Origin of the sequence: Reichenbachiella carrageenanivorans, from assembly GCF_025639805.1 — a bacterium.
GTDB classification, from domain to species: Bacteria; Bacteroidota; Bacteroidia; order Cytophagales; family Cyclobacteriaceae; genus Reichenbachiella; species Reichenbachiella carrageenanivorans.
On record NZ_CP106735.1, the window covers coordinates 1941819 to 1967082 of the forward strand.

Here is a 25264-nt window from a genome sequence, read left to right on the forward strand (position 1 = left end):
AGCCTCTTTTTTTAAATTATTTGAAGAAAATTAATACCATGCAGCATACGATCAGAAATTTAATATGCTTCCTTTCCTTCTTATTCTATATAATGAGTCTATACAGCACTCAAGCGCAGGTCTCGCAGTTGGGGCTAGGTTTTGGTGGTTCGCTGATGGACTATCATATCGATCAGAACGAGACGATTTGGGTAGGAGTAGATGTATCAGGACTCTATAAGAGCGACGACCGTGGTGCCTCTTGGCAGCGGATGAACAATCAGATCGTAAGCGAACACATTTCTGAAATATTCGTCCACCCAGACGATGCCAATTTAATAATTCTAGGAACTAGAGGAGCTCTGCTACGAAGTACCGACCGAGGAGAAACCTGGACAGACATCCGGGCGGGATTTCCAGCGCACAAATCATCTGGAGCGCCCTCATTAGCCATAGTGTCTATTGTGGTAGACCCACATAACGCAGATATACTCTATGCCGCCCAAGGAGACAGAAGAGAAGCCGCCAAAGGCTCGATGGCCAATTCCGAATCTTTATATGGCAGAGGGGCCATTTATAAAAGTACCGACAGAGGACTCACTTGGGTCAACTTAAGATCATCCTATGGCAACAACATCCCTGGTAGCGCCAACATATTTGCACTAGCGGCCTCTAATCAAGTAGAGGGCGTACTCTTCGCAGCTTCCAGCAGAGGCCTGTTTAAAAGCACTGATGGAGGAAAAAAATTTAGTTATGTATATGGCTTGCCACACGATCGTGTGACGAGTGTAGCCATAGCACCAGGCAACAACAACAAGGTCTACGTGACCCTAGACTACGAAGATGCCAACGGATACGGTGTCTACAAGTCTACTGATTTTGGTAGCACTTGGGCTGCCGCCAACAACGGGATTCCTCAAGCCTATGAAGGGGGAAACCTACAACCTTATCATTTGATCATCGACTGGAGCGACAACGACGTGGTCTATATGGCTTCGGCCGAAGCGGGTTGTATATTCAAGACGATAAATGGAGGAGCGAGCTGGACGAACGCTTACCGAGGCAGAGTTGAGGATCAAGGATGGAGCTCGTATGGTACCAAATACCTCAAAGTCTATGGGTTTGCGATGTCGCCTGTAGACAATAAATTTTTGATAGCAGGGGAGCACTGGTCGCACAAGACCTCGGATGGCGCTGATTCGTGGTACAATGTCTATAGCACCAATTCGTCACCGTATCAAAACAATGGTGCTGATTTTACGGTATCGGACTATGTGGTGCCATCGCCTATTACACAAAATCTGGTGCTCATGGGGCAATACGACAATGGCCTATACCGCAGTACCAATGCGGGCACTACTTGGGAGAATAAATCCAGCGAAATGCGAAAAAATGGTGTCAGTACTTACCTGACTGCCGTGACAGACATTGCCTATGCGGTCAATGGAGACATCTACGTGGCCATCGATATGAGCTATTATGTAGCGAATGGAGGAGGGTTTGTGATTAAGAAAAGCACCAACGGTGGAGTGAGTTGGTCTACAGTTCTAAATGCGAAAAAAGGGTCGGGGTCAGAATTTTACAACTGGGGCATCTATCATGGCTTGGAGACGCACCCTACCGATGGCGATATCGTGTATGTGACTTCTTACGACCCGGGTGGGCACATGACCATCAAGTCCGAGGATGCAGGCGCCACATGGAACAAGATTGGTCAGCAGCCAGACAACAGGTTGATCCGACAATTGGAGATAGATGAGAGTGACCCAGATATCATGTATGCCGTTGCTGGAACAGCCAATGAAAAAGAAGGCCGACTCTATAAGTCTATAGATGCGGGTATCAACTGGACAACTGTCATGAGCAGTGGTGATTATAGAGACTATAGAGACCTCGCGATAGACCCCAAGGATAACGAGACCCTCTATCTAGCCGCTACACCCAATGGTGGAGTAGGTGGCGTGTACAAAAGTACCGACGGCGGTGCTACATGGACGACACTCGTTACGGCGAGCGTTGGTACCAAGAGTGACAGACTCAATGCTGAAATCCAAGCCAACGGAAACTTCTTTGGAGCCACATCTGTATCGGTTCACCCAGACGATTCAGACATCTTATTGGCCACTTTCGGAGCGGCTACTGGTCAGTGGTTTGGCGACTATCGACCAGGGTATGGACTGGCCATTTCTAAAGACGCTGGTGTGAGTTGGGATTTGGTGGGGCGAAACATCATCAAATATGGTCGTCTGTATCATATCGAGTTCGACCCCTTGGATCACAATGTGATCTATACAGGCTCAGGAGGCTCGGGAGGATTCAAGATCCATCTGGATGAGCTCATAGATACCGACAATGCTTTGGGAGCGTTGATCGATCAGCTGAGGTTGGACGAGACGGCAGTAGACATCGCCTATTTAACAGGCTTAGGCATCACAGGGCTACAAGCGAGTAAGGTCTCCAATTATCAAACAGATTTGCTGGATCAGGTGGATGAGATCTATATGATGAGTCAAGTACAGTTTATAGTCAATGAAGCTAATCTAGCAGATGTGACAGCGCTGGAACAACTACAGCAATACCTAGCAGATGATCAAGCACAGTTGATCACCGAAGAATTATTAGTAGCCTCAGGAATTACTAACGTGTACTCAGAGTTGTTTTTTGAATACCAGTGGGCGTTGGCAGTACTGGACGGCCAGGCCACACAAGACGATATACAGGCTAAGGTTAACGAAGCAAATCGTACTGGTAGCTTGGGGCTGATCAATATCTATTTGGAAAGAGAAGATATCTCTTTTGCAGATGCTTTTCTTCAGGAGTTAGCCTTGTCCAATGTTAGAGAGACGGCACTTTTAGATTATAAGGCAGCACTGGCCAAGGCAGATTTGCCGATTACCAACGCACAAATACAAATGTTGGTAGATCAAATCAATGAGGAATTAGGAGGGGAGGAGTCTGAAGTGACTGCGGTAGAAGAAATGATTCAGGTCAACATATATCCTAACCCAACGGCTGGAGAGCTGAGGGTCGAATGGAACGGAAAACATACGGTGGTTACACTAGAGGTGTCCGATTTGGCGGGAAAACCCATCATGATACTCAATGAGAAAAATCAAAATGCTATTAGTGTTTTCGATGTATCTCAACTACGTCCGGGTCTATATATAATTCGTATAGCCGACGGTTTTGCTACGCATACCTTGCGATTAGTGAAAAAGTAATCCACAACAACAATTTGGATGACTGAAAAAACCGCGCCAGCATTGGTAGCGGTTTTTTTGTGATTCTTTCTGCGCTCGTTCTGCCTAGCGTGGTGGTTATTTCCGCGCCTGCGCCCTGCCGTACCCATCATCACCCGACGTCAGATCGGGTGATCCCCAAGGCTAAGCGCTGTAGCAAGAGATTTAGCTTTTCTGTACTCTGTAGGAGGATTGTCAGGTAGCGTCTTCTTCTGTCATAGCTTTCGGACAATGGCGGTTTTCTTGTTTTTGCAACAAAAAGAACGTCACTTCGACGATAGGAGAAGTCCCTTGCGGATCCGCCAGTGGGGTGTCTCGCTTCGCTTCGACATGACGAGGTGTTTTTTTAGGATAGGCGGGATGATACGACCAACCAGAAGGAGAAGGGTACAAAAAAACCTGTGAAGCTTGCTTCACAGGTTTTGTATAGTCATGTGTATGGTACAGTTAGACTAAAGAATTAGTCAACTTGTACTTTCCTGACAGTGCTGCCCAAGTTGTTTTCGATTCTGACTAGGTACAACCCAGCATGACCGAATCTTTTTCTTGAGATTACTGCATTTTCATTCGTGTCAAATTTCTGAGAATAAACCACTTTTCCGTTCAGTTCCATCACAGTCACAGCCATCGGAGATTTACTGTCTGATAGAATAGTCAATGCTTCAGATCCTGTAAGCGGATTAGGGTATATCGATAAACCTTTGATTTGTGATCCACCTACAGCAGTCACGAGTTCGCCACCTTCAGCTGTCATTGTACATGACGCTGTTTTAGTTGCATCTTGGTTAGAGGTAGCAGTGATCGTAACTTCGCCATTGCCTACGAATGTGACTACGCCAGACTCATTTACTGTAGCGATAGTTTCGTCAGACGAAGACCAAGTAGCAGTCAAATCACCTGCGTCACTAGGTTCTACAAAGTATGATAGTGTCACCTTGTCACCAGCTTCTTTTTCATCTAAGCTACAGCCAGCTACAGATATTGTTTCTACTGCTTTTGGGTTAACTGTTACACTGCAAGTACCTTGCAGATCACTATAGTAAGTAGAAGTGGCTACTATATCAACCGTTCCTCCTATGACTCCAGTTACAAGTCCATTACCATTCACAGTAGCGATTGAGTTGTCCGAAGTACTCCATTGGGCGGTATTATAGGTTGCATATTCTGGACCTACTATTACGCCTAACTGAGCTTCATCTAAGATGTCGATGTTGCTGTCAGGACAATCTAAGATGTTTATACTCGTAGCCTTATAACAGTCACCAGACGTAGCGATTAGAGATACGTCATCTATCCATACGGTCTGCAAGACTTGACCAAGGAAAAAGTCTATAGAAACAGATCGTCTGTCTGCCAAAGAGTAGGTGAAATTAAACTCAAAATCTTGAGTCGTAGTAGTCAAATCAATTGATTCGTCTAATGACCCAGGCCATGGAGCTTGATTTGGTATTACTTTGACTTTAATACTTCTCTCAGCATCTGCTTTTGCTTTAAACTTGAGCGTGTAGTCGTATCCACTATACAATACAGACATTCTTTGCTTTAGCTGATGATCACTTTCATTTGCGGGATCGTTAACCCCAGTTACTTCTACTTTAAGTGCATTGCCCGTCATGCCTGCAGTCGTTTCTAGGGACATGGTACCTGCAGCAGCAGTTTCAGGTTTTCTGTAATACTCCCAATGGCTCGCATCAACATCAAATCCGCCGTCTAAAACGATTTCAGGATGTGTACATGTTTCTACATTTTCATTAAGAACGGTTACAGAACAAGTAGCGGTGAGGTTATTGAATGTAGTAGCTGTAATTGTTGCGTCTCCTGCTGCTACGATTACGAGTGCTCCATTTTCTACTTTTACTACCGTGTTGTCACTACTGGTCCAAGTAATGTCAGTTGCATCAGTATTTTCGGGCTCGAATGATACTTGCAAGTCGAGTGGAGCACCTAGGTATAAGTCTTCAGATGGACAGTTGCTAATAGATACCGCTGTTGGTGCGATACAATCGTTAGAAACCTCTCTTACTTCTGGAGAATGAAATATTAGAGATCCTACCGTAGTTCCGAACGAAACATCTATTCTAAATGATGCTGTTTCTTCGGTTGCCCAAGCCGGCATGCCGTTAAATATCTGATCATCTGTAGTGAATTGATAGCTATATTCATGCTCGGCGTCATCAGCAGCGGTGAAAGTGGCCTGCGAACCATTAGCTACAGGCCAATAGTTTCCAAAGAATTTTGCGATGTTCACTTTGAATTCACTTCCTGTTGGAGCTGTAGCCTGAATAGTGACTTCATAGAGGGTGTTTTTCTTGAGACCCGTAAATGATTGTCTTGCTAAAATATCGTCCAGTGCAGGAGTACCCGTATTCAAGACTGTTGTAGTCAAATTGCCAACGTATGCTTCCTCAGCTTCTAATGTACCAGTTGCTCCATTGTTTTGAGTTAATGCCCAAGGCCATATTCCTATGATGTTGGGGTCATTATTGTCTGGATAAAATCCAGCTTGTACCAAGTTTGGTTTCTCAGGGCAAGCAGGATCATCTGCCAGTGCAGCAAACGAGCCTAAAAAGACGAGGCAGGCTAAGGCCAGCTTGCCTACGTGTGTTGTTGTAATATTGTATTTGTAGTCCATACGATAAAAAGTTTAAAATTCTATTTTCATAAATGTATATCTTCCTTTTTGTCTTATTTATGATCCTTTTTGAGTTGTTCTTCTGATTTAGAAAACAGAAGATTTGCCGTTTGGCGAAGAGTTTTCTGGCACCTGTATATCGGATGGGATCCGAAGCTGGATGATATGTACCCAAGCAACAGGAGATTTAGAATACAAAGGTCTTATCCTTCGATTTGAGGCTGATTTTCAATGAATGTGTGAATTTTATGTAGGGATTTTTCAACTTTGGAATTATAAATCAGGAAGCAAGTGGTGTCCTAAAAGGTCATTTTTGTTTTCTTAAATGGCCTAAGAGGCGCTCGTTTCACTTGGCATTACTTTAAACCTGATTTATTAAAATGCGGATTACTAGAATTGGAATGTTAGTTTTTCTTGCTTGTATGGGCTGTGCCAAAACGCAGACTACTCAGCAGGAAAGGCCGAATGTGATTTTAATCTTGGCAGATGACATGGGCTATTCAGATTTGGGTAGCTACGGTTCAGAAATCAAAACTCCAGCCTTAGACCAATTGGCTAACAATGGTTTACGGATGACGCAGTTTTACAATGCGTCAAGATGTTGCCCGACCAGAGCTTCTCTACTCACAGGATTATATCCGCACCAAGCCAATATGGGGTTTATGCAAGAGGACTGTAAGGTACCAGGATATGGTGGCGTGATTACTAACAGTGCAGTGACCATTGCTCAGGCATTGAAAACCAATGGATACAATACAGCCATGTCTGGAAAATGGCATGTAGGTAATGACGAGGCCTACTGGCCAACTCAAAAAGGATTTGATAAGTTTTATGGCTTTCCTCATCATGGAGGTGCTTACTTTTTTCCATTCCCAGGAGATCAGGTTTTGATGTATGGCGACAGCGTGATCGAAAACCCAGGGTCTGACTACTACTCTACTGAAGCAATCAACGAATTTGGTGCTGAATTCGTGACCGACTTAGCCAAAGAAGAAGAGCCGTTTTTTCTTTACTTGGCTCATGTAGCACCACATTTTCCATTGCAGGCCAGAGACGAAGATATCGCCAAGTATAGAGGTACTTATAAAAAAGGATTCGAGGCGGTACGTCAGGCAAGGTTTGAGAAGATGAAAGCACAAGGAATTATTCCAGAGGATTATCCTATCTCTCAACCAGATGAAAAAGTGCCTGATTGGGATGAACTGTCTGAAGAAGAAAAGGATGATTATGATTTGAGGATGTCGATATACGCAGCGCAGATAGAAACAATGGATAGAGGGATTGGGGATCTGGTGAAGCAGCTTGAAACTATTGGCGAACTAGACAATACGGTCATTATTTTCCTGTCCGACAACGGTGGTACGAGAGAGGATTATTCGTGGGGCGACAGTACGATTCAGCTAGGAAAACAGGGTTCTTTTGGTTGCTACAAGTTGCCTTGGGCTAATGTGTCCAACACTCCTTATCGAATGTTTAAACATTGGGGAAATGAAGGGGGAATTCGAACACCATTTATTGTTCATTATCCCAATTTGATTAAGGAGCCTAGAATCGATAATCAACCAGCACATATTATCGATGTGATGACTACTATCCTTGAATTGACAGCCTCGAAATATCCTACCACATATAATGGGAATCAAATTCAAGCACTCGAAGGAAAATCATTATTACCGATCTTCAGCAAGAAAACTAGAGACGCACACGAAGGACTTTTCTGGGAGCATGAAGGGAATAAAGCCGCTCGAATAGGCGATTGGAAATGGGTGAGTGCCTATCCTGCTTATGTAGAAGAACTCTATGACTTGTCTACAGACCCTACAGAAAGTAAAAACTTGGCGGAAGCCAACCCCCATCAGCTAGCAGAGATGAAAACCAAATGGAAATTATGGGCAGACCGTGTGGGGGTGTTGCCGTGGGATTCAGTTTTGCGAGCCGAACCAAAACAGGCTCGATTACAAATCTATTATTAAGAAAAACTATCATAAAAACTAGAATAAAGAGTCAACAAAATGTCTAAAGTAACAACTTCATTTAAGTACGTCGATTATCTATGGGACGATGCCAAAGCCGCCGCCTTGGCTGGTGATGAGATTGCCTTATTTATCTATCGTTCAAACATCTTAGGAGCAGATTTGCGAATTACCAATTATGGTGGGGGTAATACGAGCGTCAAATTGAATCTCCCAGATCCATTGACCAAAGAAGAAACAGAAATTATGTATGTGAAAGGGTCTGGTGGAGATATCGGAACCTTGACCAAAGGTGGGTGTGCCGGCCTCTATGTGGATAAGCTTAGAGCTTTAAAAAACGTATATCGTGGTATCGAGCACGAAGATGAGATGGTAGGTCTATTCAATCACTGTATTTATGATTTGGATTCAAAAGCACCATCGATCGACACGCCATTACACGCCTTATTGCCTTATAAGCATATCGATCATTTGCATCCAGATGCAGCGATTGCCATTGCCGCATCAAAGGATGGCGAGGCGATCATGAAAGAAATATATGGGGATGACTTCGCTTGGATTCCTTGGCAAAAGCCTGGTTTTGATTTGTCTCTTCAGTTAGAAGAAGCCATTACCAAAAATCCTAACATGAAAGGGTTGTATCTCGGAGGACACGGGTTGTTTACTTGGGGCGATACTTCATATGAGTGCTATATCAACTCGCTAGAGTCGATCGAAAAAGCTTCTGCTTATTTGGAAGCTAACTATGGTAAAAAAGGTCCAGTATTCGGCGGCCAAAAAGTCGAGTCTTTGGCCGCTGATGCTCGACAGGCTCAAGCTTCTGCTATTGCTCCAATCTTAAGAGGACTTTGTTCTTCTAACCAGAGAATGGTAGGGCATTTCAGCGACGACGATAGAGTGTTGGAATTTGCCAATAGCAACGATTTAGAGCGATTGGCTCAATTGGGTACTAGCTGCCCAGATCACTTCCTCAGAACCAAAATCTGTCCCCTAGTATTGGAGCTGCCCAAAGATGCCGATGTATCCGATGCTGCTACAATAGTAGAAAAGATCAAAGGACAATGGGAAGCCTATAGAGCGTACTACAACAAGTACTACGAAGATTGTAAAAGAGACAATTCTCCGGCGATCAGAGACAACAATCCTGTAGTTATCATTTGGCCAGGTGTAGGTATGTTCTCGTTTGCAAAGAACAAACAGACCGCTAGAGTAGCAAACGAATTTTACATCAATGCGATCAATGTCATGAAAGGTGCTGAGGCAGTTTCAGAATACGTGGCTTTGCCTTTGCAAGAAGCATTCGATATAGAGTACTGGTTGTTAGAAGAAGCGAAGTTGCAGCGTATGCCTAAGGAGCAATCTTTGTCACGCAAGGTGGCTTTGATCTCTGGCTCAGGCGGAGGTATAGGCTTAGAAATCGCTAAAAAGTTCGTGGAGAATGGTGCTTGTGTCGTCATCACAGACATCGACGAAGAACGAGTAAAAGAAGCACATCAGTCATTCAAAAGAGATACTGCTACTTGGGCAGTTATGGATGTGACATCGATAGAATCGATCAAGGTAGCTTTCAAAAAGGCAGCTTTGGAATTCGGAGGGGTAGATATTATCGTGAACAATGCAGGTATCGCAACCTCTAAGTCCCTAGAAGCCACTACTGAGAAGGATTGGGATTTGTTGTACGATATCTTGGTGAAAGGAACATTTGCAGCTTCTCAAGCTGGTGTGGAGATCATCAGAGCACAAAACTTAGGTGGTGGAGATTTGGGTGGAGACATCGTGAATATAGTTTCGAAAAATGCGATTGTAGCAGGGCCTAACAACTTGGGTTATGGTTCGGCTAAGGCCGCTCAAGCACACATGACCAGACTATTGGCTGCGGAGCTCGGTGGAGACAAAATCAGAGTGAACACAGTGAACCCTGATGCGGTGATCAAAGGTAGTAACATCTGGGCAGGTGGATGGGCAGAAGGTAGAGCCAAAGCCTACGGTATCACAGTAGAAGAACTACCAGCTTTTTATGCCAAGCGTACCTTACTCAATGCGATCTTGGAAGGAGAGGATATGGCAAAAGCAGCCTTGACATTCGTAGATGGATCATTATCGAAGAGCACGGGCAACATTCTCAATGTAGATGGTGGCGTGGCAGCGGCTTTTGTTAGATAAATTTTAGTGATTGGAGGGTGTCTCTACTTACTCCTGATTTTCAAATCAAGTCATGAGCAGAAAAGGAATCAGTTATAATTGATTCAAATGAGCATGACAGCAACAACAACACAAGGGAATAATTAGGACACCCTCTTTTAAATACAGCAATGAGATTAGATAAAAACAGAATAGCGGAACTCAATAAGGCACATTTGCCACAGCATAAAGAAGATGCAGGGCGCCTCATAGAAAAATTATACAACAAAGGTATAGATGCGGATAGTGTCATTAATAAACTCATAAAATTTCAAATCGCTATTCCTAGTTGGGCGCTAGGTACAGGTGGTACTAGGTTTGGTCGATTTTCAGGGCCTGGCGAACCTACTTCGCTGGAGTCCAAAATAGAAGATGTAGGCTTGTTGCATGCATTGAATCAATCCAGTGGAGCCATCAGTTTGCATATTCCATGGGATGTGCCTTCTGACGTAGATGCCATTTGCTCTTTGGCTAAAGAAATGGATGTGAAATTCGATGCAGTAAACTCTAATACCTTTCAAGATCAGAAGGGACAGGCATTGTCTTACAAATATGGGTCATTGATGCATGTCAATAAAGAAGTGAGAGATCAGGCGATCGCTCATAACATTGAGGTGATCAATCATGGAACCAATCTAGGCGCTAAAGCACTTACCGTTTGGTTGGCAGATGGAACTTGTTTTCCTGGGCAGGCCAACTTTAGAAAATCATTTGAAAATACATTGGATTCACTCAAGCAAATTTATGCTGAATTGCCAGCCGATTGGAATCTATTGGTAGAATATAAACCATACGAGCCTAATTTCTACTCTATGGCTATTCCTGACTGGGGGACTTCTCATATGATGGCGCAAGAGCTAGGAGACAAAGCTTTGAGCTTGGTAGACCTTGGCCACCATTTACCCAATACCAATATCGAACAGATAGTGGCCATATTGATGATGAGAAGCAAACTTGGAGGATTTCACTTCAACGATAGCAAGTATGGAGACGACGACGTCACGTCTGGTTCACTCAAGCCTTACCAGTTGTTTTTGATTTTTAATGAACTGGTCGATGGGATGGATAACACGGACAACCCTGATTTGTCTTGGATGATAGATGCGAGTCACAACCTTAAAGATCCTATGGAAGATTTACTGCAGGCAGTAGAGGCTATTATGATTGCATATGCCCAAGCACTCATCGTGGATAGAAAAGCACTGGCAGATGCTCAAGAGGCTAATGATATTGCTAGGGCACAAGAAATATTACAAGACGCTTATCGCACAGATGTAAGAGTTATCGTAGCAGAGGCTCGTATCAAAGGAGGAGCGGCATGGAGTCCATTGGAAACCTACCGTCAACTGGATATCAGAAAGGCACTCGTAGATGAGCGAGGCAAGTACACTCTCGCGACTGGTTTATAAATGAAAACGAGGGTAACTGCGATATTCGACATTGGAAAGACGAACAAGAAATTTTTTCTTTTCGATGAAAATTACCGTGAAATACACAACAACTATATACGATTTGACGAACTCACAGATCAGGAAGGCTTTCAGATGGAAAGCTTGTCTGATCTGGTCAAATGGATAAAAAAATGCATCAATGACTTACTCCTAGAGGATCAATATGAGATTCTGGGAGTAAACTTTTCTACTTATGGGGCTTCTTTGGTTCACCTAGATCAAGATGGAAACCAAGTAGGAGATTTTTATAGTTATCTCAAGCCTTTTGATACGTACCTTCGAGCAGCTTTCTTGAAAGATTATGGAAGTGAAAAAGAATTATGTAAGACTACAGCAAGCCCTTTTTTGGGTATGCTAAACTCCGCACTTCAGCTGTATTACATCAAAAACAAAAAACCAGAGATTTTCAATAAGATTCAAAAAAGCTTACACTTCCCACAGTACCTGAGCTATATATTTACTCAGAAAATGACAGCTGATTATACCAGTATGGGTTGTCACACCATGTTTTGGGATTACGATAGCCACCAATACCATCAATGGTTGAAGGAGGAAGGGATGTCGGATTTTTTGGTGCCTGTACTGCCATCGGATAGTGTGTCGATGATAAACTACCGTGGTGCGCAATTTAAAGTAGGAACGGGTGTACATGATAGCTCTGCAGCTTTGTTGCCTTATATAAAAGGCATTGCCGATTCTTTTGTTTTGATTTCTACAGGAACCTGGAGCATTTGTATGAATTATTTCAATCAGGCTGAGTTGACTATAGACGAAATAGAGAAAGATTGCCTCAATTTTATGAGTACTGATGGTAAAAATGTACGGGCGGCAAGATTATTTTTAGGAAACGAACTCCGACAGCAAGCCATGAAAATGGGTGAGGCATTTGGGGTAGAATATCACATCTATAAATCCATCGCATACCATTCTAACTTTAAGTCGAAGCGTACCAACGCCAAGCAATTGCTGTTTGCATTGGGTGGATTAGGTGTAGAAAGGTTCGGCTATAGTTGTCCAGAATCTACCGACTATTCCTTATTCGAGAGCTTTGAAGAGGCTTATCACGAATTGCTTGATGAGCTCACAGATTTACAGGTCGAATCGCTCCAATTGGCCATAGGCCAGTCAAGCATTAGTCAGATTTATATCGATGGAGGCTTTGGAGCCAATGAGCTTTTTACACAGATGCTAGCCAATAAGCTGCAAGCGTTCGAATTATACTCCACCTCCTTTTCGCTTGGAAGTGCACTCGGCGCAGCCATGCTTGTCAATGATAATTATCTTCCAGATAACTTTATGAAAGAAAACTATAGTATCAAACGTCATTTGCCAACAGCAACGTTGGTTAATCAATAATCGATTTTTTTAAAATATTTCAGTTACACTCTTCAGCAGTCATGAAGCAAAAATTTAATACCAACTACCCTTCGATCGACGATTTGCGCAAGCGTGCACAGCAAAAGATACCTCGTTTTGCCTTCGAATATTTGGATGGTGGGTGCAATGAAGATGTGAATCTAGATAAAAACACCAGAGAAATCCGAGAGGTGGAATTGTTGCCTTATTACTTGAGCAAACACACGAAATCAGAAATGAAAACGGAGTTGTTTGGACATACCTACGATGCACCATTTGGTATTGCACCAGTAGGGTTGCAAGGCTTGATGTGGCCCAATGCACCAGAGATCTTGGCGAAGGCAGCTTTCAAGCACAACATTCCTTTTGTCCTTAGCACCGTGTCTACGAGCAGTATCGAGCGCATCGCAGAGATTACAGAGGGTCGCAACTGGTTTCAACTTTATCACCCAGCCGAAAACAGCCTGAGAGATGATATACTAGATAGAGCCGAGGCAGCTGGCAATGATGTATTGGTACTGCTATGCGATGTGCCTACTTTTGGTATCCGCCCGCGAGACATCCGAAATGGATTGGCTATGCCTCCCAAAATGTCTGTAAAAAACATGATTCAAATCATGGGTCGACCTGAGTGGGCACTTAAGACCCTTTATCATGGTCAGCCGAGTTTTGAGACTTTAAAACCCTACATGCCTAAAGGACTGGATTTGAAACAATTGGGTTTATTTATGAACCAAACGTTTAATGGTAGGCTCAATGAGGAGAAAATAGCACCTATTCGTGATCGCTGGAAAGGGAAAATTGTACTCAAAGGAGTGGCTAGCGAAGCCGACACAGAAAAGGCCATCAAGCTGGGGTTGGATGGCATCATAGTATCCAATCACGGGGGGCGTCAGCTTGATGCTGGTCAGTCCACTATTACACCGCTAAAAAGCATCGTTGAGAAGTACAAAGGACAGATTAAAATCATGATGGACAGTGGTTTGCGCTCTGGTCCAGATGTGGCACGTACCCTGGCAGCAGGAGCAGAATTTACTTTTATGGGCAGGTCGTTTATGTACGGCGTAGCTGCGCTGGGTACTCAAGGTGGCGATCACACGATCGGCTTGATCAAGACCGAGTTGCAGCAAGTGATGGAGCAGGTTTGCTGTGAAGAGACCAAGGATTTCCCAAATCACTTAATCAAATAATTTCATTTGGCCTGCAGCTATGTGCAAACCAAATGAAATTCATGTATCAACTGCTACCCCAAGCGATAAGAATAGTAGAAGCAGCCAAAATCAATAAGCCAAAAATCAGCGTCTGTACGGTAGAGCTTTTCACACCTTTCCATTCTTTGAAATATAGTCCCCAAAGATTGCCGAAAAGGATGATGAATGACATGTGAACGGTCCAGCTGGCGAAGTGAAAACGTTCTTCTAAAAACGATGAACCCATACCATAAAACATAAACTGCAGATACCAGATAGATCCACCCAGCGAAGCCAGAAGGTAGTTTTTTCTCTGCTGCCCGTCATTTTTAAGGTAATCTCCTGCCGTCTTCTTTTTGTAATTGTTGTACACACATAGGATAAAGTTGCTCGAAAGCCCGCCTAGTAGGAGGACTGTGAGTACAGCATTGTTTTGCCAAAGCGTAGGCGTGCCTTGCGCCATGGCGGCATCGGCGATGGGTTTGCCAGCTGCGAGACCGTAAGCGAAGCACGCACCGATAGGTCCTGACAGAAATGTGATGAGGATGCCTTTTCCAGTATTAAATTTCTCGCTGGATGAGTCGTCCTGCTGGCGAGCCAGGTCTCGCTGGTGTCCGGCATAGCCTGCCAGTGCAATACCAATCAGACAAACCATTACGCCACCGAAGGTAATCTGTCCAGCAGTAGTGTGTAGCAGCTCACCAAATTGGCCCGAAACCAGGGGAGGAATGAGCGTCCCAAACGCAGCACCACTTCCTAGAGATACCGTCATACCCAGCGAAACACCCAGATACCGCATGGTCAGGTTGAAAATAGGGCCGCCGGCACCCCATACAAATCCGAAGAAAAATGTCCAGCCAATGGCTGATGAGGGTGAGGATAATAAGGTGTGCATCAAATCTGTGACCGTAATACTCGCCATGAGCCACGGCACAATCAGCCAAGCGAAAAAGCCCATGACTAGCCAGCTACTTTCCCAAGCCCAGGTTTCTATCTTTTTTATAGGAGTGTAGAAGCTCCCTGCGCACAAGCCACCTACGGCGTGCAAGCATATGCCAATGATCGCTCCCATGATTTAAGCTTTGACTAGTGAATACAATAATGGGTTTTGAACCTCATCATTTAGCAAATCTCCAGGTCTTAGCTTGGCGAACTGTTCGTCTGTCAGTACATTTTTATTGCCGTTGAATACGGCTCCGTCAGGCATAAAGGCGCAAGTCATGGCTCGTCTGGCATACGGGGTGAGGTTGGCATTGGCGCCATGTATCGTTAGGCCGTTGTGAAAAGAGCAGCTGCCGGCTTTCATTGGTGCGGGGACTGCCTCCAGTGTTTTGAGATGTGGGTATTTTACAAAAATCTCGTCCATATCTGCCGAAAACCCTGCGGGCTCGTAGTTGGTCATTCGATGCGATCCTTTAAGGAAATGAAGGCAGCCATTGTGCGGTGTGGCATCGTCGAGCGCCACCCATATGGTGATGGCTTCCGGATGATGGAACGACCAATAAGGATTGTCCGTGTGCAAGGTGCTGGGGTTGCCCAGGGTTGTTTGATCAGCGCCTGGTCATGCCATATTCTGATGCCATCCACCTGAGCCAGTTCACAAGCCATACGGCCGATGCGCTCGTCTACCATGAGCTCCTTCATTTTCGGATGGTCTTGCCAGAGATTGATCAGCTGATCAAAGACCTTGTTTACGAATGTGCGATCTGCTCCTTCTTCTACTTCTTTGCGATCGGGCAGCGCTTGCCCGTTGCGATTTTGTGCGGCCTCATCTACGGCCTCGCGCCATCGAGCGAGCTCTTCGGTGTTTAAGAAATCTTCGATTACGATAAAGCCATCAGATTGATAGCTGTCGATTTGTTGTTTTGTTAGTTGTGTGTTCATTTTTATTGAAACCAATGATTAAGTTTTTGTTTGAGATATAGGGCATCCTGCCAGCGATCTGCCAGGTCGTCTATGGGAGATCCTGCCTGCCAAACTCCAGGGTCATAGCCTATTTTATGGCTCAGCAATTCGATGACGATAGGGATGATTGGCGCTTCTGATTGAGTAAGTGTTTCTTGCCAGAGCGCTTGGTAATGTGCCCAGGTTTGTGCTGAAATTTGATTCATCGGAGGCTGAATACAACCGTCGGAAGCTACCCGGCCGTGCAGCATATGGGTACGCTTGAATATTGGACTTAAATAGCTGATTTTTTGATCAAAATACTGGCCGAGTAGGAGACCGTTGTACCAATGACTAAAATCTCCAGTCCATTGGATATAGGGGTGTCTTTTTGCTAATGCTATGCAAGATCTGATGTCTTGTGTACAAGTGCCGCGATGTGTTTCTAGATATATAGCGGTGTGGTGAAGTTCGGTAAACTCATAAATCATCTCTATCCATCGATCTATTTCATTTTCGGGCTCTAGGCCGTGTCCGAGGTGTACCGAAATGGAAGCTACGCCCAAGTCGACAGACTTGCGGAGTGCATCTAGACCCGCTGCCGGATGCAAAAAAGATACGCCGCTGGCGTATTGCAGTCCTAGAGTTTCAAACAGTCTGGTGTCGATTTCTTCATGAATGCCCGCTACTCCTTCAAATCCTTGCTCCTTTATGTACATCAATCGCTGCTCCCAGGGCAGAAGGGCCAGATTACAAGATTTTTTAAGATCTTTCAAATTGCCCAAACTGATCCAATAACTGAGTGATGTGCGCTTGTTCAATGATGTAGGATTGTATAATATGATTTATAATTGATATTTCAATTACAATTATATATCCTTATTCAGATTGTATTATTGTATAATTTGTATCTAGTATTATACAAAATGATCTATGGATATTTTAATAAGAAATTTCCCTGAAACACCTAATTCCAAGAAGTGGGGACTGTCAGTTTTTAGCTTTGGTGAATTGACTGTTCCGCCGATGGAACATTATCCGCTCAGGTCCCATTTCAAAGACACCCATCATTTCTGGGCGCGCGGTCGTAGGTTAGATCACTTGTTTTTGGTGTATGTGAGCGCAGGGAGTGGAGAGGCGCAATTTGGGTCGGAGGAATTGATCACGATAGAAGCGGGTACAGTCATGGTATTGTACCCGGGTATCTGGCACCGCTATCGCCCCATGCCGAGGCAAGGTTGGACGGAGCATTGGCTGGGAGTGAAGGGTAGCTACGTGGACATGCTGCTGGCCAACTATAAGTTTTTCGGTGCTCGTCCATCTATCAAACTGGCTGATGACTCTAAATATCCCGAATTACTGGATCAGCTGAGAGCATTGCTTTTAGAAGAATCTATCGGCTACCAGGTGAAAGCATCTGGATTGCTCATTGCGCTGCTGGGAGAGGTATATCTCCAGGGCAATGAAGAGGGCAGCCATGGTTCTAGGATGGAAGAAATTATCAAAATGGCCAGAGTCAAAATTCAAGAGCTGGCCCCTCATGATCCATTGGACGTGAGCCAGTTGGCTCAATCTTTGGAAGTAAGCTACTCTTGGTTTAGAAAAATGTTTAAACAATACACGGGCTATGCACCGGCCCAATATCGCATTCATATCAATATTAGGCGAGCTTCAGAATTGCTCATCAAGACTCAATTGACGGTAAAAGAAATAGCCTTTCAATCGGGCTTCGAATCTGAAGCTTACTTCTGTCGACAGTTCAAACAAAAGCAGGGCATGAGCCCATCAGAATTTAGAACCAGATGAGAGGCTACTGCTGCTCTGCCATGAGCTGCTCCACGATCAATATGATACTATGGATGCACTTGATGTGTATTTCCTGTATTCTGTCGGCAAAGCCTTCGTGAGGCACTAGGATTTTCACATCGGCTAAAGCGGCTAAGTCTCGTCCGGTTTTACCGGATAGCAAGATCGTTTTCATGCCTTTTTGTTTGGCGGCTTCGAAGGCCCTTACCACAGATTTGGAAGTGCCGCTGGTACTAAGGCCGACTACCACATCTCCACTTTTGCCCATCCCTTCTATAAACCTGGAAAAGATATACTCATAACCAAAATCATTGCCTACACAGGAGATATGACTGGGATCGGAGATGGCCATGGCAGCGTAGGCGGGCCTGTTTTCACGGTATCTGCCGGACAGTTCTTCTGCAAAGTGCATGGCATCACAATGTGACCCGCCATTGCCACAAGAGAGTACTTTTCCACCCGCAAGCAGCGCAGAGGCTATGGTCTGCGCTGCGGCTTCTATTTGCGCAAAATTGTTCTCGTCTGAAACGAAGACATTGAGTACTTGCTGTGCTTGAGAGAACTCGGCTTTGATGAGTGCTTTATGGGGGCTCATAGTTATTTAGGTTTTAGTAGGGTAGACTAGCATAGCAGCGCCAAATACACCTGCGCTATCACCTAGTTTGGGTTTTAGAATTTTTGTATCTAATCGATCATTAAACACATATTTTTTCACTTGCTCAATTCCCTCGGTATAGAGCAAATCAATATTGCCTACACCTCCTCCTAATACAATAGCTTCTGGGTCGATCAGGTTGATGATCTGTGCGATGGCTTTACCAAAGTATTGAAGCAATCTTTTGATTGTTGCAGTTGCTAGTGGATCGGTTCCGGCAAGATGAAGAGCGAGGATGTCTTTGAGTTTTTTGAAACCGCCACTTTGTTCGGCATAGTATTTTTCAAGGGCAGTACCAGATATGATGGTTTCTACACATCCTTTTTGACCACAGAAGCATTCATAGCCCGCATTGTCCAAAAAATTGTGCCCCCATTCACCGCATATGCCTTGTCTCCCTGATATGACCTGCCCATCGACTACCAATCCACCACCCACGCCAGTGCCTAAGATGACCCCAAATACGATCTTTGGATCTTGTATCTGATTTGGTACAATACCTAAAGTGGCTTCAGCCAATGCAAAGCAGTTGGCATCATTAGCCATTTGAATTGGCACATTCAGTGCTTTTTCCAAATCTTTTTTCAAGGGCTTGCCATTGAGGCAGGTGGTATTGCTATTTTTAATTTTTTGAGTCGTTGGATCCAGTGTACCTGGTGTGCCAATACCCAAAGTTTCGATTTTATAATTGTTTGTAGATTCAAGATTTTCTATCAACTGTTTGATCTGATCAATGATATGATCGTAGCCTTTTTCTTTTTCAGTTGGGACTCTTTGTCGATCAAGAACCTGGTATGTATTAGCATTAATTTGTAGAAGTACACCTTCAATTTTAGTGCCTCCTAAATCTATACCGCAAATGGCTTTCATATTTTTAATTTATGGTTGTAGGCTGGGTAGTTGGTTCATTTGCTTTCAACGTATCATTTTCCCAGTACAAGGGATCAAGTCTGGTCGTTCGTGATGTATATGCGGTATCCCAAGCGTGATAGACCAACCACGGGTTTTTCTTATGGTCATAAAACACGGAATTGTGGCCTGGCCCATATACTATATCATTAGATACCATCAAGGGTTTTTCTATTAGACTAAACGGGCCAGTGGGTGATGGTGCCTTGGCCAAACGGATGTGGTAAGTATTGTTTTTCCAGGCCCCGACGCTATAGGTCATCCAGTATTCGTCGTTGTGAGGCACTATAAATGCGCCTTCTTGCCAACCAAAGTGATCCATCAGTCGAATGGGTTCGCCATCGGTGGTATATGGGTCTTTCATTTTGTGCACATAGATTTGGCCTTGTTGCAGTCCTTTGCTGTTGAGCTGCTCCACGGTGAAGTACATGTACATCTGACCATCCTTGTCGATAAATGGGTGGCCGTCGATAGAGCCATGCTGTATCACTACACCATGATCGGTATATGGCCCTTCAATGTTTTTGGCTGTGGCCAGCCCTACACGATTATATTGATTGCGGGGAGAGTCTTTTGGAGAAGCGGTATAGTATAAATAATAGACATCTTCTATTTTAATGATTTCAGGTGCCCAGAAGTTTTTAAAATTCCAGTCGGTTGTGTCTCCTTGAGTGACAGCTCCTCGTACAAATTCCCATTCGGATAGATTCTTAGATTTGTAGAGGGGTAAAAAATCACCATCCTCGGCCTTGTGAGAGGTGATTAGGTAATAATATCCATTGTCATACAAGACATACGGGTCGGCCGAATACGTTTCGATGATCGGGTTTTGATAGGTAAGTGTGACATCAGACTTTTGTTGTTGGTTGTTGCACGCTACCAAAGCACACCAAACAACCAGAGGGAGTATAAGTTTTTTCATTGTTATTATTTAAAAACAGAAAATTATCCCTTGCTGTCAGCATTGTCATTTTTTCGATGCCTTTGTTACTTCGGTTTTATTAATCAGCACATATCGTTAGTTCTAATTCGGCCAAGTGTACTAAGTTTAAAGTTTTAAAAACCTCAATTATCAAATGCTCATGTCGAGATTAACTATTGTAGCGTTAGCCGTATTATTCACCCTAAGCGGTGGGTGTCAGGCACCAAATGATGACCATGCCGAAGCGCAACTAGTCAGAGTGCCCTACCAAAGTACCTTCGATCAAAGTGATCGCGAATACTTTGTATATCTACCTAAAGGCTATCACGAAGATGACACCACGAAGTGGCCCGTCATGCTCTTTTTACATGGCAATGGAGAGCGAGGAAACGGAAAAAACGAGCTGGATTATACCTTGGCACATGGTCCTATATATGAGGCTTGGGTACAAAAGAGAGATCTGCCTTTTATCATCATTGGTCCACAGCTACACATGCACGGAAGAGACTCTGTGATCGGCTATTTGAAAAATAGGAGTCCAGAAAACTACCTCAAAAGACTGGCAACTGGTGTGCCTGAGCGTGAAGCAGACTTTGCCACTACCGTACACATGAGCGGACGGCCGGCGGATGAAAACTATCCTTATGAATCCTATGGGCCAGTTGTAGGATGGGAAACCGTAGAACAAGATTTAATTGATATGCTGGATCAGACTTTGAAAAATTACAAGACAGACAAAAGTCGAGTCTATCTGAGTGGGTTGAGCTATGGCGGCTTTGGTACCTGGTATTTGGGGAGCAAGCACCCCGATCGATTTGCAGCGATCAACCCGATCGTAGGCTGGGGACACAAGGAATTGATGAAGCCCCTGGCGGAGCATCGCATGCCCATCTGGTGCTATGCCGGTGGCCGCGATCTGGTGATACAAAAGCAGTATTTTTATCCCGGACTTAATGAGCTCGAGCGGCTTGGGCACATGGCGAGATTTACCATCGAGGCAGACATGGGTCACGATGTTTGGAAGAGAGTATATGCCGGCCAGGATATCTATGATTGGCTACTGTCGCACCGAAAGTAGCACACTCCGAATATTCTATTATCTCTTTCGATTTTCTAAATCGAAGCATCACGGTATAAAAAATGGCTACTTTCAAGTTTTAATAAAATTATATGAAATATCAGTTTTTATACCTGCTATGCTTTTTGGCATCTTGTACCTCTATCACTTCCTCACCTCCATCATCGAAGCCCAATGTCATTGTGATATTGGCTGACGATCTGGGTTATGGGGATATTTCCAGTCATCAGACGGAGGGGCAGATTTATACCCCGGTGCTCGATAGTTTGGCTCGATCAGGCTATTCGTTTACCAACGCACATACCAACTCTTCGGTCTGCACACCCTCACGCTATGCGTTGCTTACGGGCAGATATTCTTGGAGATCAAAGTTGAAAAGCGGTGTGCTCTTTGGCTACGACCTGCCATTGATCGAGGACGACAGGCATACCTTGGGAAAATTGTTTCAAAACAATGGCTACCGCACCGCACATGTGGGCAAGTGGCATTTGGGATTGCCATGGCAATTGAACCCGCAGTCAGATTATAAGGAACGCACGGCCGATAGTATTTATCATCAGTTGCTAGCAAAACCAGCCGATGTATTGGTGGAGCAACCACTAGGCCAGGCAGGATGGCAAAAGCAGATTGGTTTTGATCAGTTTTATGGAATCAGCGCATCGCTGGATATTCCTCCTTATGGCATGATAGATCAAGGGCAATTTACCCTGCCGCTCAGCGATTCGCTCGAAGCATCTGAGCATGTGGCATCCTATGATAAGGACTTTTGGCGGGCCGGTATAGCTACGCCAGGATTCGAGCCTAAACAAGTCTTTCGCTCGATCGTGGACGCAGCCAAGGCTTTTATTTCCAAAGATGAAAAACCATTTTTTATGTACATGGCTCTGACAGCGCCTCATACACCCTGGCTTCCAGAAGAGCAGTTTAGAGGAACATCTAATGCCGGAAAATATGGTGACTTTCTTTCTATGGTGGACTGGTCTGTAGGCGAGGTGCTGGGACAGCTCAAAGCAGCTGGCGAATTGGATAACACCATCGTCATCTTCACCTCAGACAATGGGGCAGCCTTGCACGGGATCGAAGCGTATGGAGGCAACGGACATCTCCCTAATGGGATACTACGAGGACAAAAAGGAGACTTGTACGAAGGTGGGCACCGCGTGCCACTCATCGTGTCTTGGCCAGATCACATTATCTCGGGGACTTCAGGCGATTTGGTACTGTTGTCAGATATTATGGCCACGCTGACCGATGTAGTAGGAGATGAATTGCCTAGCGAAGTAGAAGATAGCCATAGTTTCTATCCTTTGTTGGTTGGTGCTGAATTTGAGCCACGAACCGAGGCGGTTTATCATTCGCAAATTGGATCATTTGCTATCCAGTCGGGTCCATGGAAATACATAGACATTATAGGTTCTGGAGGTTTTTCAAAGCCTAGATTGGTGGAGCCACAAGAAGGCCAGCCGTCGGGTCAATTATATAATTTGGAAAAAGACCCTGCGGAGCAAGTGGATAGATATTTGAGTCATCCAGAAATAGTAAACGATTTAAAAGCTCGCTTAGATGAGTACAGAAAATCCACACAAATATTGAATAACTAGCCAAATGAGAAAGTTCCTGTTTTTACCATTGATATGCTTGCTATTGGGTGCTCAAGCACAAAACAAAAAATACATCCTGGATGCTGATACCGGCAATGAAATGGATGATTTCTATGCGATCGTGCGAGCACTTCTGGATCCAGATATGAACATCATTGCGCTCAACTCAGCGCACTACAATACCACCCATATGTTTATGGACAGTGTGTGGAACGAAAATCCAGTGACGGACTTCAACACAGTCGGGATATCACAAGCCTATAATGAAGAATTGTTGACTAAAATGGGCAGGCTTGATTTGCCGCACCCATTAGGTTGCAATCGTTCGATTGGCTACGCATGGGGTTATTATCCTTCTGCGCCAGTGCCGCCATCACCTGCGGTAGATATGATAGTGGCAGAAGCCAAAAAAGCTTCACCTGATAATAAGCTTGGAGTAATTTGTATTGGTGCTTCTACCAATTTGGCCGCTGCTATTGAAACTGACCCCTCCATTGCTAAAAACATAGACGCCTATTTGCTGGGCGCAAGATATGAACCGTCTACACAGGTATGGAACAAAAGTGAATTCAACATCAGAAATGACTTGAGCGCATTCGACGTCCTGCTCAACAATCAAGACCTTGAGCTCACTGTTATGTCCATCACCACGGCCAGACCATACACTTTTTTGAAAACGCCTACGCTGAAAAGGCTGTACGCCTATGATGACCCAGTCACCGATTTGCTCGGAGATATTTGGACTAAAATCAATGCCGCAGAAAGCCGCGTGATGTGGGATTTGGCTTTAATTATAGCGATTCAAAAGCCAGAATTAGCAACTTTAGAAAAGTGTCCAGCACCACCAGAGAATAAAAGAAAATTTGTGAATGTGTACACCCAAATAGACGTAGAAGCTATGCGAGCTGATTTTTGGAAATACCTTGATGATGAATTTGGCAAAGCCAAATAAACCATTTAGTAACATATACAGCAGTAATAGAGAAAGGTTGAAATAGAGTAGGGTTAGGGAAAATTACAGCGTACTAAGACCAGTACTGATACAATAAAACTAACCAACCATGCTTGAAATAATAAGTCAGAGCCTTTATATATGGGCCATATTGCAAGGGCTTATGATTGCATTGGCCATTTTATTAAACCATAGGCTATATGCATCTAAGCTTTATGTGATTTTTTTCTTGCTCGCGGCCGTTGAGACATTTTTTCAATACATGTATTCTCATAGTGCATCGGCCTATAAGCTTACCTTGTACATGTTTACATATGAGTGTGCCAACCTCTTATATGGGCCTATTGTCTTTCTAGCACTTTTAAAGAATTTGAAAAAACCATTGATCGGTTTGAAGTCTTGGCTACACTTTATACCAGCACTTATTTTTTTGATCCATTATTTTGTTGACTTTGTTATACCGTATTACCCATTAAAATTCAATGATTGGGTAGGTACTGATGCGAATATAGCATGGCTAATAGCATGTGCGATCTCCTTGCTTGCGTACTTTGCTTATGCTATGTATTTGCTCAAAAATCAGACATACGCAAAATTCAATGTACTCATCAAGCCATTACTTATCTTCTTGATGATCAAAGGTATAAATGCGATAATAGCTGCTTTATATATTCCAGTTTATACCATGAAATTCGAATGGTATTATGAAACGTTGTTTCTGAAAGATTTGGTTTTCATAGGAAGTAATTCATACATGATATACGTCACAATTTTTCTTATTTTCAAAAGAGAATCTATCATTGGCGATGATCGTTCTAGTACCCATCATCCTGCTTTCATTGAAGACCATAAAGACACGATTAGTAACCTAGAAAAGCTCATGAAAGAATCTCAGGTATTTGTCCAACCAGACTTGAGTAAAGAGAAGCTAGCCAAAATGCTTGAAGTACAGCCTTATATACTATCTCGGATTATCAACGAGGGTTATGGTAAATCTTTTTGGGATTATATCAATGAATCGAGAGTAGAATTGGCCAAGGAAATGCTTCTTAAAAACGATGAAAAAATGCTAGCTATCGCTATCAAATGTGGGTACAATTCGGAATCTGTGTTTTACAAAAATTTCAGAAAAATAGCTGGTCAAACACCTAAAAAAATACAAGCGCAAATGCGCAAGTCAGAAATGGACTGAAAAGTTTGAATTTGTACTCTATGGATTTGCAAATTCAAAATTAAGAATCGGTCATCTGATTAGTTATTTCAGAATATGCTGTGTGTTTTGTTAAGTATTGCCCTGTTTCATTGAAAATAATTCAAAAAATAAATTTTTCACTGCTTTGCCTAAATTCCGACTGAGCCTTTGCAAACGCTCACCGAATCAGCACATCCATGGTTTACATTGTAAGTTGATACAAAGCCAAAAAAAGTCTTTTGGTTCAAACTAAACTTAACAAAA

The 25264-nt window shown here is 43.8% G+C and carries 18 protein-coding genes and 1 pseudogene; 11 read left to right on the forward strand and 8 right to left on the reverse strand.

Translation table 11 applies throughout. The features are described from left to right. Window positions 1-92 precede the first annotated feature (92 nt). Window positions 93-3200 (forward strand): VPS10 domain-containing protein, encoded by a 3108-nt coding sequence (locus N7E81_RS07805; RefSeq protein WP_263052731.1) that lies wholly within the window; start codon window positions 93-95, stop codon window positions 3198-3200. Between the two features lie 213 nt (window positions 3201-3413). On the opposite strand, the gene N7E81_RS07810 is transcribed toward N7E81_RS07805, so the two are convergent. Next, the gene (locus tag N7E81_RS07810; protein ID WP_263052732.1) at window positions 3414-3635 is read right to left on the reverse strand and encodes a hypothetical protein; all 222 of its coding nucleotides are present in this window, start codon (window positions 3633-3635) and stop codon (window positions 3414-3416) included. Between the two features lie 43 nt (window positions 3636-3678). Further along, window positions 3679-5850 carry an Ig-like domain-containing protein gene (locus N7E81_RS07815; protein WP_263052733.1) on the reverse strand — a complete coding sequence of 724 codons (2172 nt, stop codon included), beginning with the start codon at window positions 5848-5850 and terminating at the stop codon, window positions 3679-3681. A 401-nt stretch (window positions 5851-6251) separates the two neighbouring features. Between N7E81_RS07815 and N7E81_RS07820 the strand changes: the two genes are divergently transcribed. The 5 genes from N7E81_RS07820 (at window position 6252) to N7E81_RS07840 (ending at window position 14001) form a co-directional block, all read left to right on the forward strand. Further along, complete coding sequence (locus N7E81_RS07820) at window positions 6252-7823, forward strand: arylsulfatase (protein ID WP_263052734.1); 1572 nt, start codon at window positions 6252-6254, stop codon at window positions 7821-7823. 39 nt (window positions 7824-7862) lie between these two features. Continuing rightward, a complete protein-coding gene (locus tag N7E81_RS07825) occupies window positions 7863-9986 on the forward strand; it encodes a bifunctional aldolase/short-chain dehydrogenase (RefSeq protein ID WP_263052735.1) in 2124 nt (707 codons plus the stop codon). A 149-nt stretch (window positions 9987-10135) separates the two neighbouring features. Beyond that, entirely contained in the window at window positions 10136-11413 is a 1278-nt protein-coding gene (locus tag N7E81_RS07830) for a sugar isomerase (RefSeq protein WP_263052736.1), read from the forward strand. After that, window positions 11414-12811 (forward strand): FGGY family carbohydrate kinase, encoded by a 1398-nt coding sequence (locus N7E81_RS07835; RefSeq protein ID WP_263052737.1) that lies wholly within the window; start codon window positions 11414-11416, stop codon window positions 12809-12811. 41 nt (window positions 12812-12852) lie between these two features. Then, complete coding sequence (locus tag N7E81_RS07840) at window positions 12853-14001, forward strand: alpha-hydroxy acid oxidase (protein WP_263052738.1); 1149 nt, start codon at window positions 12853-12855, stop codon at window positions 13999-14001. A 46-nt stretch (window positions 14002-14047) separates the two neighbouring features. Here the strand turns inward: N7E81_RS07840 and N7E81_RS07845 are convergent, their stop codons facing one another. The 3 genes and pseudogenes from N7E81_RS07845 to N7E81_RS07860 form a co-directional block, all read right to left on the reverse strand. Next, entirely contained in the window at window positions 14048-15073 is a 1026-nt protein-coding gene (locus N7E81_RS07845; protein WP_263052739.1) for an L-rhamnose/proton symporter RhaT, read from the reverse strand. Window positions 15074-15076: 3 nt separating this feature from the next. Beyond that, window positions 15077-15885 (reverse strand): annotated as a pseudogene (locus N7E81_RS19495) (phytanoyl-CoA dioxygenase family protein). A 2-nt stretch (window positions 15886-15887) separates the two neighbouring features. Continuing rightward, the gene (locus tag N7E81_RS07860; RefSeq protein ID WP_263052741.1) at window positions 15888-16706 is read right to left on the reverse strand and encodes a hypothetical protein; all 819 of its coding nucleotides are present in this window, start codon (window positions 16704-16706) and stop codon (window positions 15888-15890) included. 112 nt (window positions 16707-16818) lie between these two features. On the opposite strand from N7E81_RS07860, the gene N7E81_RS07865 reads away from it, so the two are divergent. After that, window positions 16819-17691, forward strand: a complete 873-nt coding sequence (locus N7E81_RS07865; protein WP_263052742.1) for an AraC family transcriptional regulator — start codon at window positions 16819-16821, stop codon at window positions 17689-17691. Between the two features lie 4 nt (window positions 17692-17695). On the opposite strand, the gene lpcA is transcribed toward N7E81_RS07865, so the two are convergent. From lpcA to N7E81_RS07880, 3 genes are read right to left on the reverse strand one after another with little or no spacing between them, the layout of a single operon-like run. Beyond that, entirely contained in the window at window positions 17696-18286 is a 591-nt protein-coding gene (gene lpcA, locus N7E81_RS07870) for a D-sedoheptulose 7-phosphate isomerase (RefSeq protein ID WP_263052743.1), read from the reverse strand. Between the two features lie 6 nt (window positions 18287-18292). Then, on the reverse strand, window positions 18293-19216 hold the full coding sequence (locus N7E81_RS07875) for an ROK family protein (protein WP_263052744.1): 924 nt from the start codon (window positions 19214-19216) through the stop codon (window positions 18293-18295). A 4-nt stretch (window positions 19217-19220) separates the two neighbouring features. Continuing rightward, window positions 19221-20177 (reverse strand): glycoside hydrolase family 43 protein, encoded by a 957-nt coding sequence (locus tag N7E81_RS07880; protein ID WP_263052745.1) that lies wholly within the window; start codon window positions 20175-20177, stop codon window positions 19221-19223. A 160-nt stretch (window positions 20178-20337) separates the two neighbouring features. On the opposite strand from N7E81_RS07880, the gene N7E81_RS07885 reads away from it, so the two are divergent. The 4 genes from N7E81_RS07885 (at window position 20338) to N7E81_RS07900 (ending at window position 25000) form a co-directional block, all read left to right on the forward strand. Then, a complete protein-coding gene (locus N7E81_RS07885; protein WP_263052746.1) occupies window positions 20338-21255 on the forward strand; it encodes a carboxylesterase family protein in 918 nt (305 codons plus the stop codon). A 92-nt stretch (window positions 21256-21347) separates the two neighbouring features. Further along, complete coding sequence (locus N7E81_RS07890; RefSeq protein ID WP_263052747.1) at window positions 21348-22856, forward strand: sulfatase family protein; 1509 nt, start codon at window positions 21348-21350, stop codon at window positions 22854-22856. A 4-nt stretch (window positions 22857-22860) separates the two neighbouring features. Next, complete coding sequence (locus N7E81_RS07895) at window positions 22861-23808, forward strand: nucleoside hydrolase (protein ID WP_263052748.1); 948 nt, start codon at window positions 22861-22863, stop codon at window positions 23806-23808. A 109-nt stretch (window positions 23809-23917) separates the two neighbouring features. Next, window positions 23918-25000: a helix-turn-helix domain-containing protein gene (locus N7E81_RS07900; RefSeq protein ID WP_263052749.1), complete on the forward strand. Its 1083-nt coding sequence runs from the start codon at window positions 23918-23920 to the stop codon at window positions 24998-25000. The last annotated feature ends 264 nt before the right edge of the window (window positions 25001-25264 follow it).

Coding starts and splice junctions, on each gene's coding strand:
- N7E81_RS07830 (WP_263052736.1), top strand. CDS start 10,136: ATGAGATTAGATAAAAACAGAATAGCGGAACTCAATAAGGCACATTTG.
- N7E81_RS07875 (WP_263052744.1), bottom strand. CDS start 19,216: ATGAAAGCCATTTGCGGTATAGATTTAGGAGGCACTAAAATTGAAGGT.
- N7E81_RS07825 (WP_263052735.1), top strand. CDS start 7,863: ATGTCTAAAGTAACAACTTCATTTAAGTACGTCGATTATCTATGGGAC.
- N7E81_RS07805 (WP_263052731.1), top strand. CDS start 93: ATGAGTCTATACAGCACTCAAGCGCAGGTCTCGCAGTTGGGGCTAGGT.
- N7E81_RS07890 (WP_263052747.1), top strand. CDS start 21,348: ATGAAATATCAGTTTTTATACCTGCTATGCTTTTTGGCATCTTGTACC.
- N7E81_RS07895 (WP_263052748.1), top strand. CDS start 22,861: ATGAGAAAGTTCCTGTTTTTACCATTGATATGCTTGCTATTGGGTGCT.
- N7E81_RS07900 (WP_263052749.1), top strand. CDS start 23,918: ATGCTTGAAATAATAAGTCAGAGCCTTTATATATGGGCCATATTGCAA.
- N7E81_RS07885 (WP_263052746.1), top strand. CDS start 20,338: ATGTCGAGATTAACTATTGTAGCGTTAGCCGTATTATTCACCCTAAGC.
- N7E81_RS07845 (WP_263052739.1), bottom strand. CDS start 15,073: ATGGGAGCGATCATTGGCATATGCTTGCACGCCGTAGGTGGCTTGTGC.
- lpcA (WP_263052743.1), bottom strand. CDS start 18,286: ATGAGCCCCCATAAAGCACTCATCAAAGCCGAGTTCTCTCAAGCACAG.
- N7E81_RS07865 (WP_263052742.1), top strand. CDS start 16,819: ATGGATATTTTAATAAGAAATTTCCCTGAAACACCTAATTCCAAGAAG.
- N7E81_RS07840 (WP_263052738.1), top strand. CDS start 12,853: ATGAAGCAAAAATTTAATACCAACTACCCTTCGATCGACGATTTGCGC.
- N7E81_RS07880 (WP_263052745.1), bottom strand. CDS start 20,177: ATGAAAAAACTTATACTCCCTCTGGTTGTTTGGTGTGCTTTGGTAGCG.
- N7E81_RS07835 (WP_263052737.1), top strand. CDS start 11,414: ATGAAAACGAGGGTAACTGCGATATTCGACATTGGAAAGACGAACAAG.
- N7E81_RS07815 (WP_263052733.1), bottom strand. CDS start 5,850: ATGGACTACAAATACAATATTACAACAACACACGTAGGCAAGCTGGCC.
- N7E81_RS07820 (WP_263052734.1), top strand. CDS start 6,252: ATGTTAGTTTTTCTTGCTTGTATGGGCTGTGCCAAAACGCAGACTACT.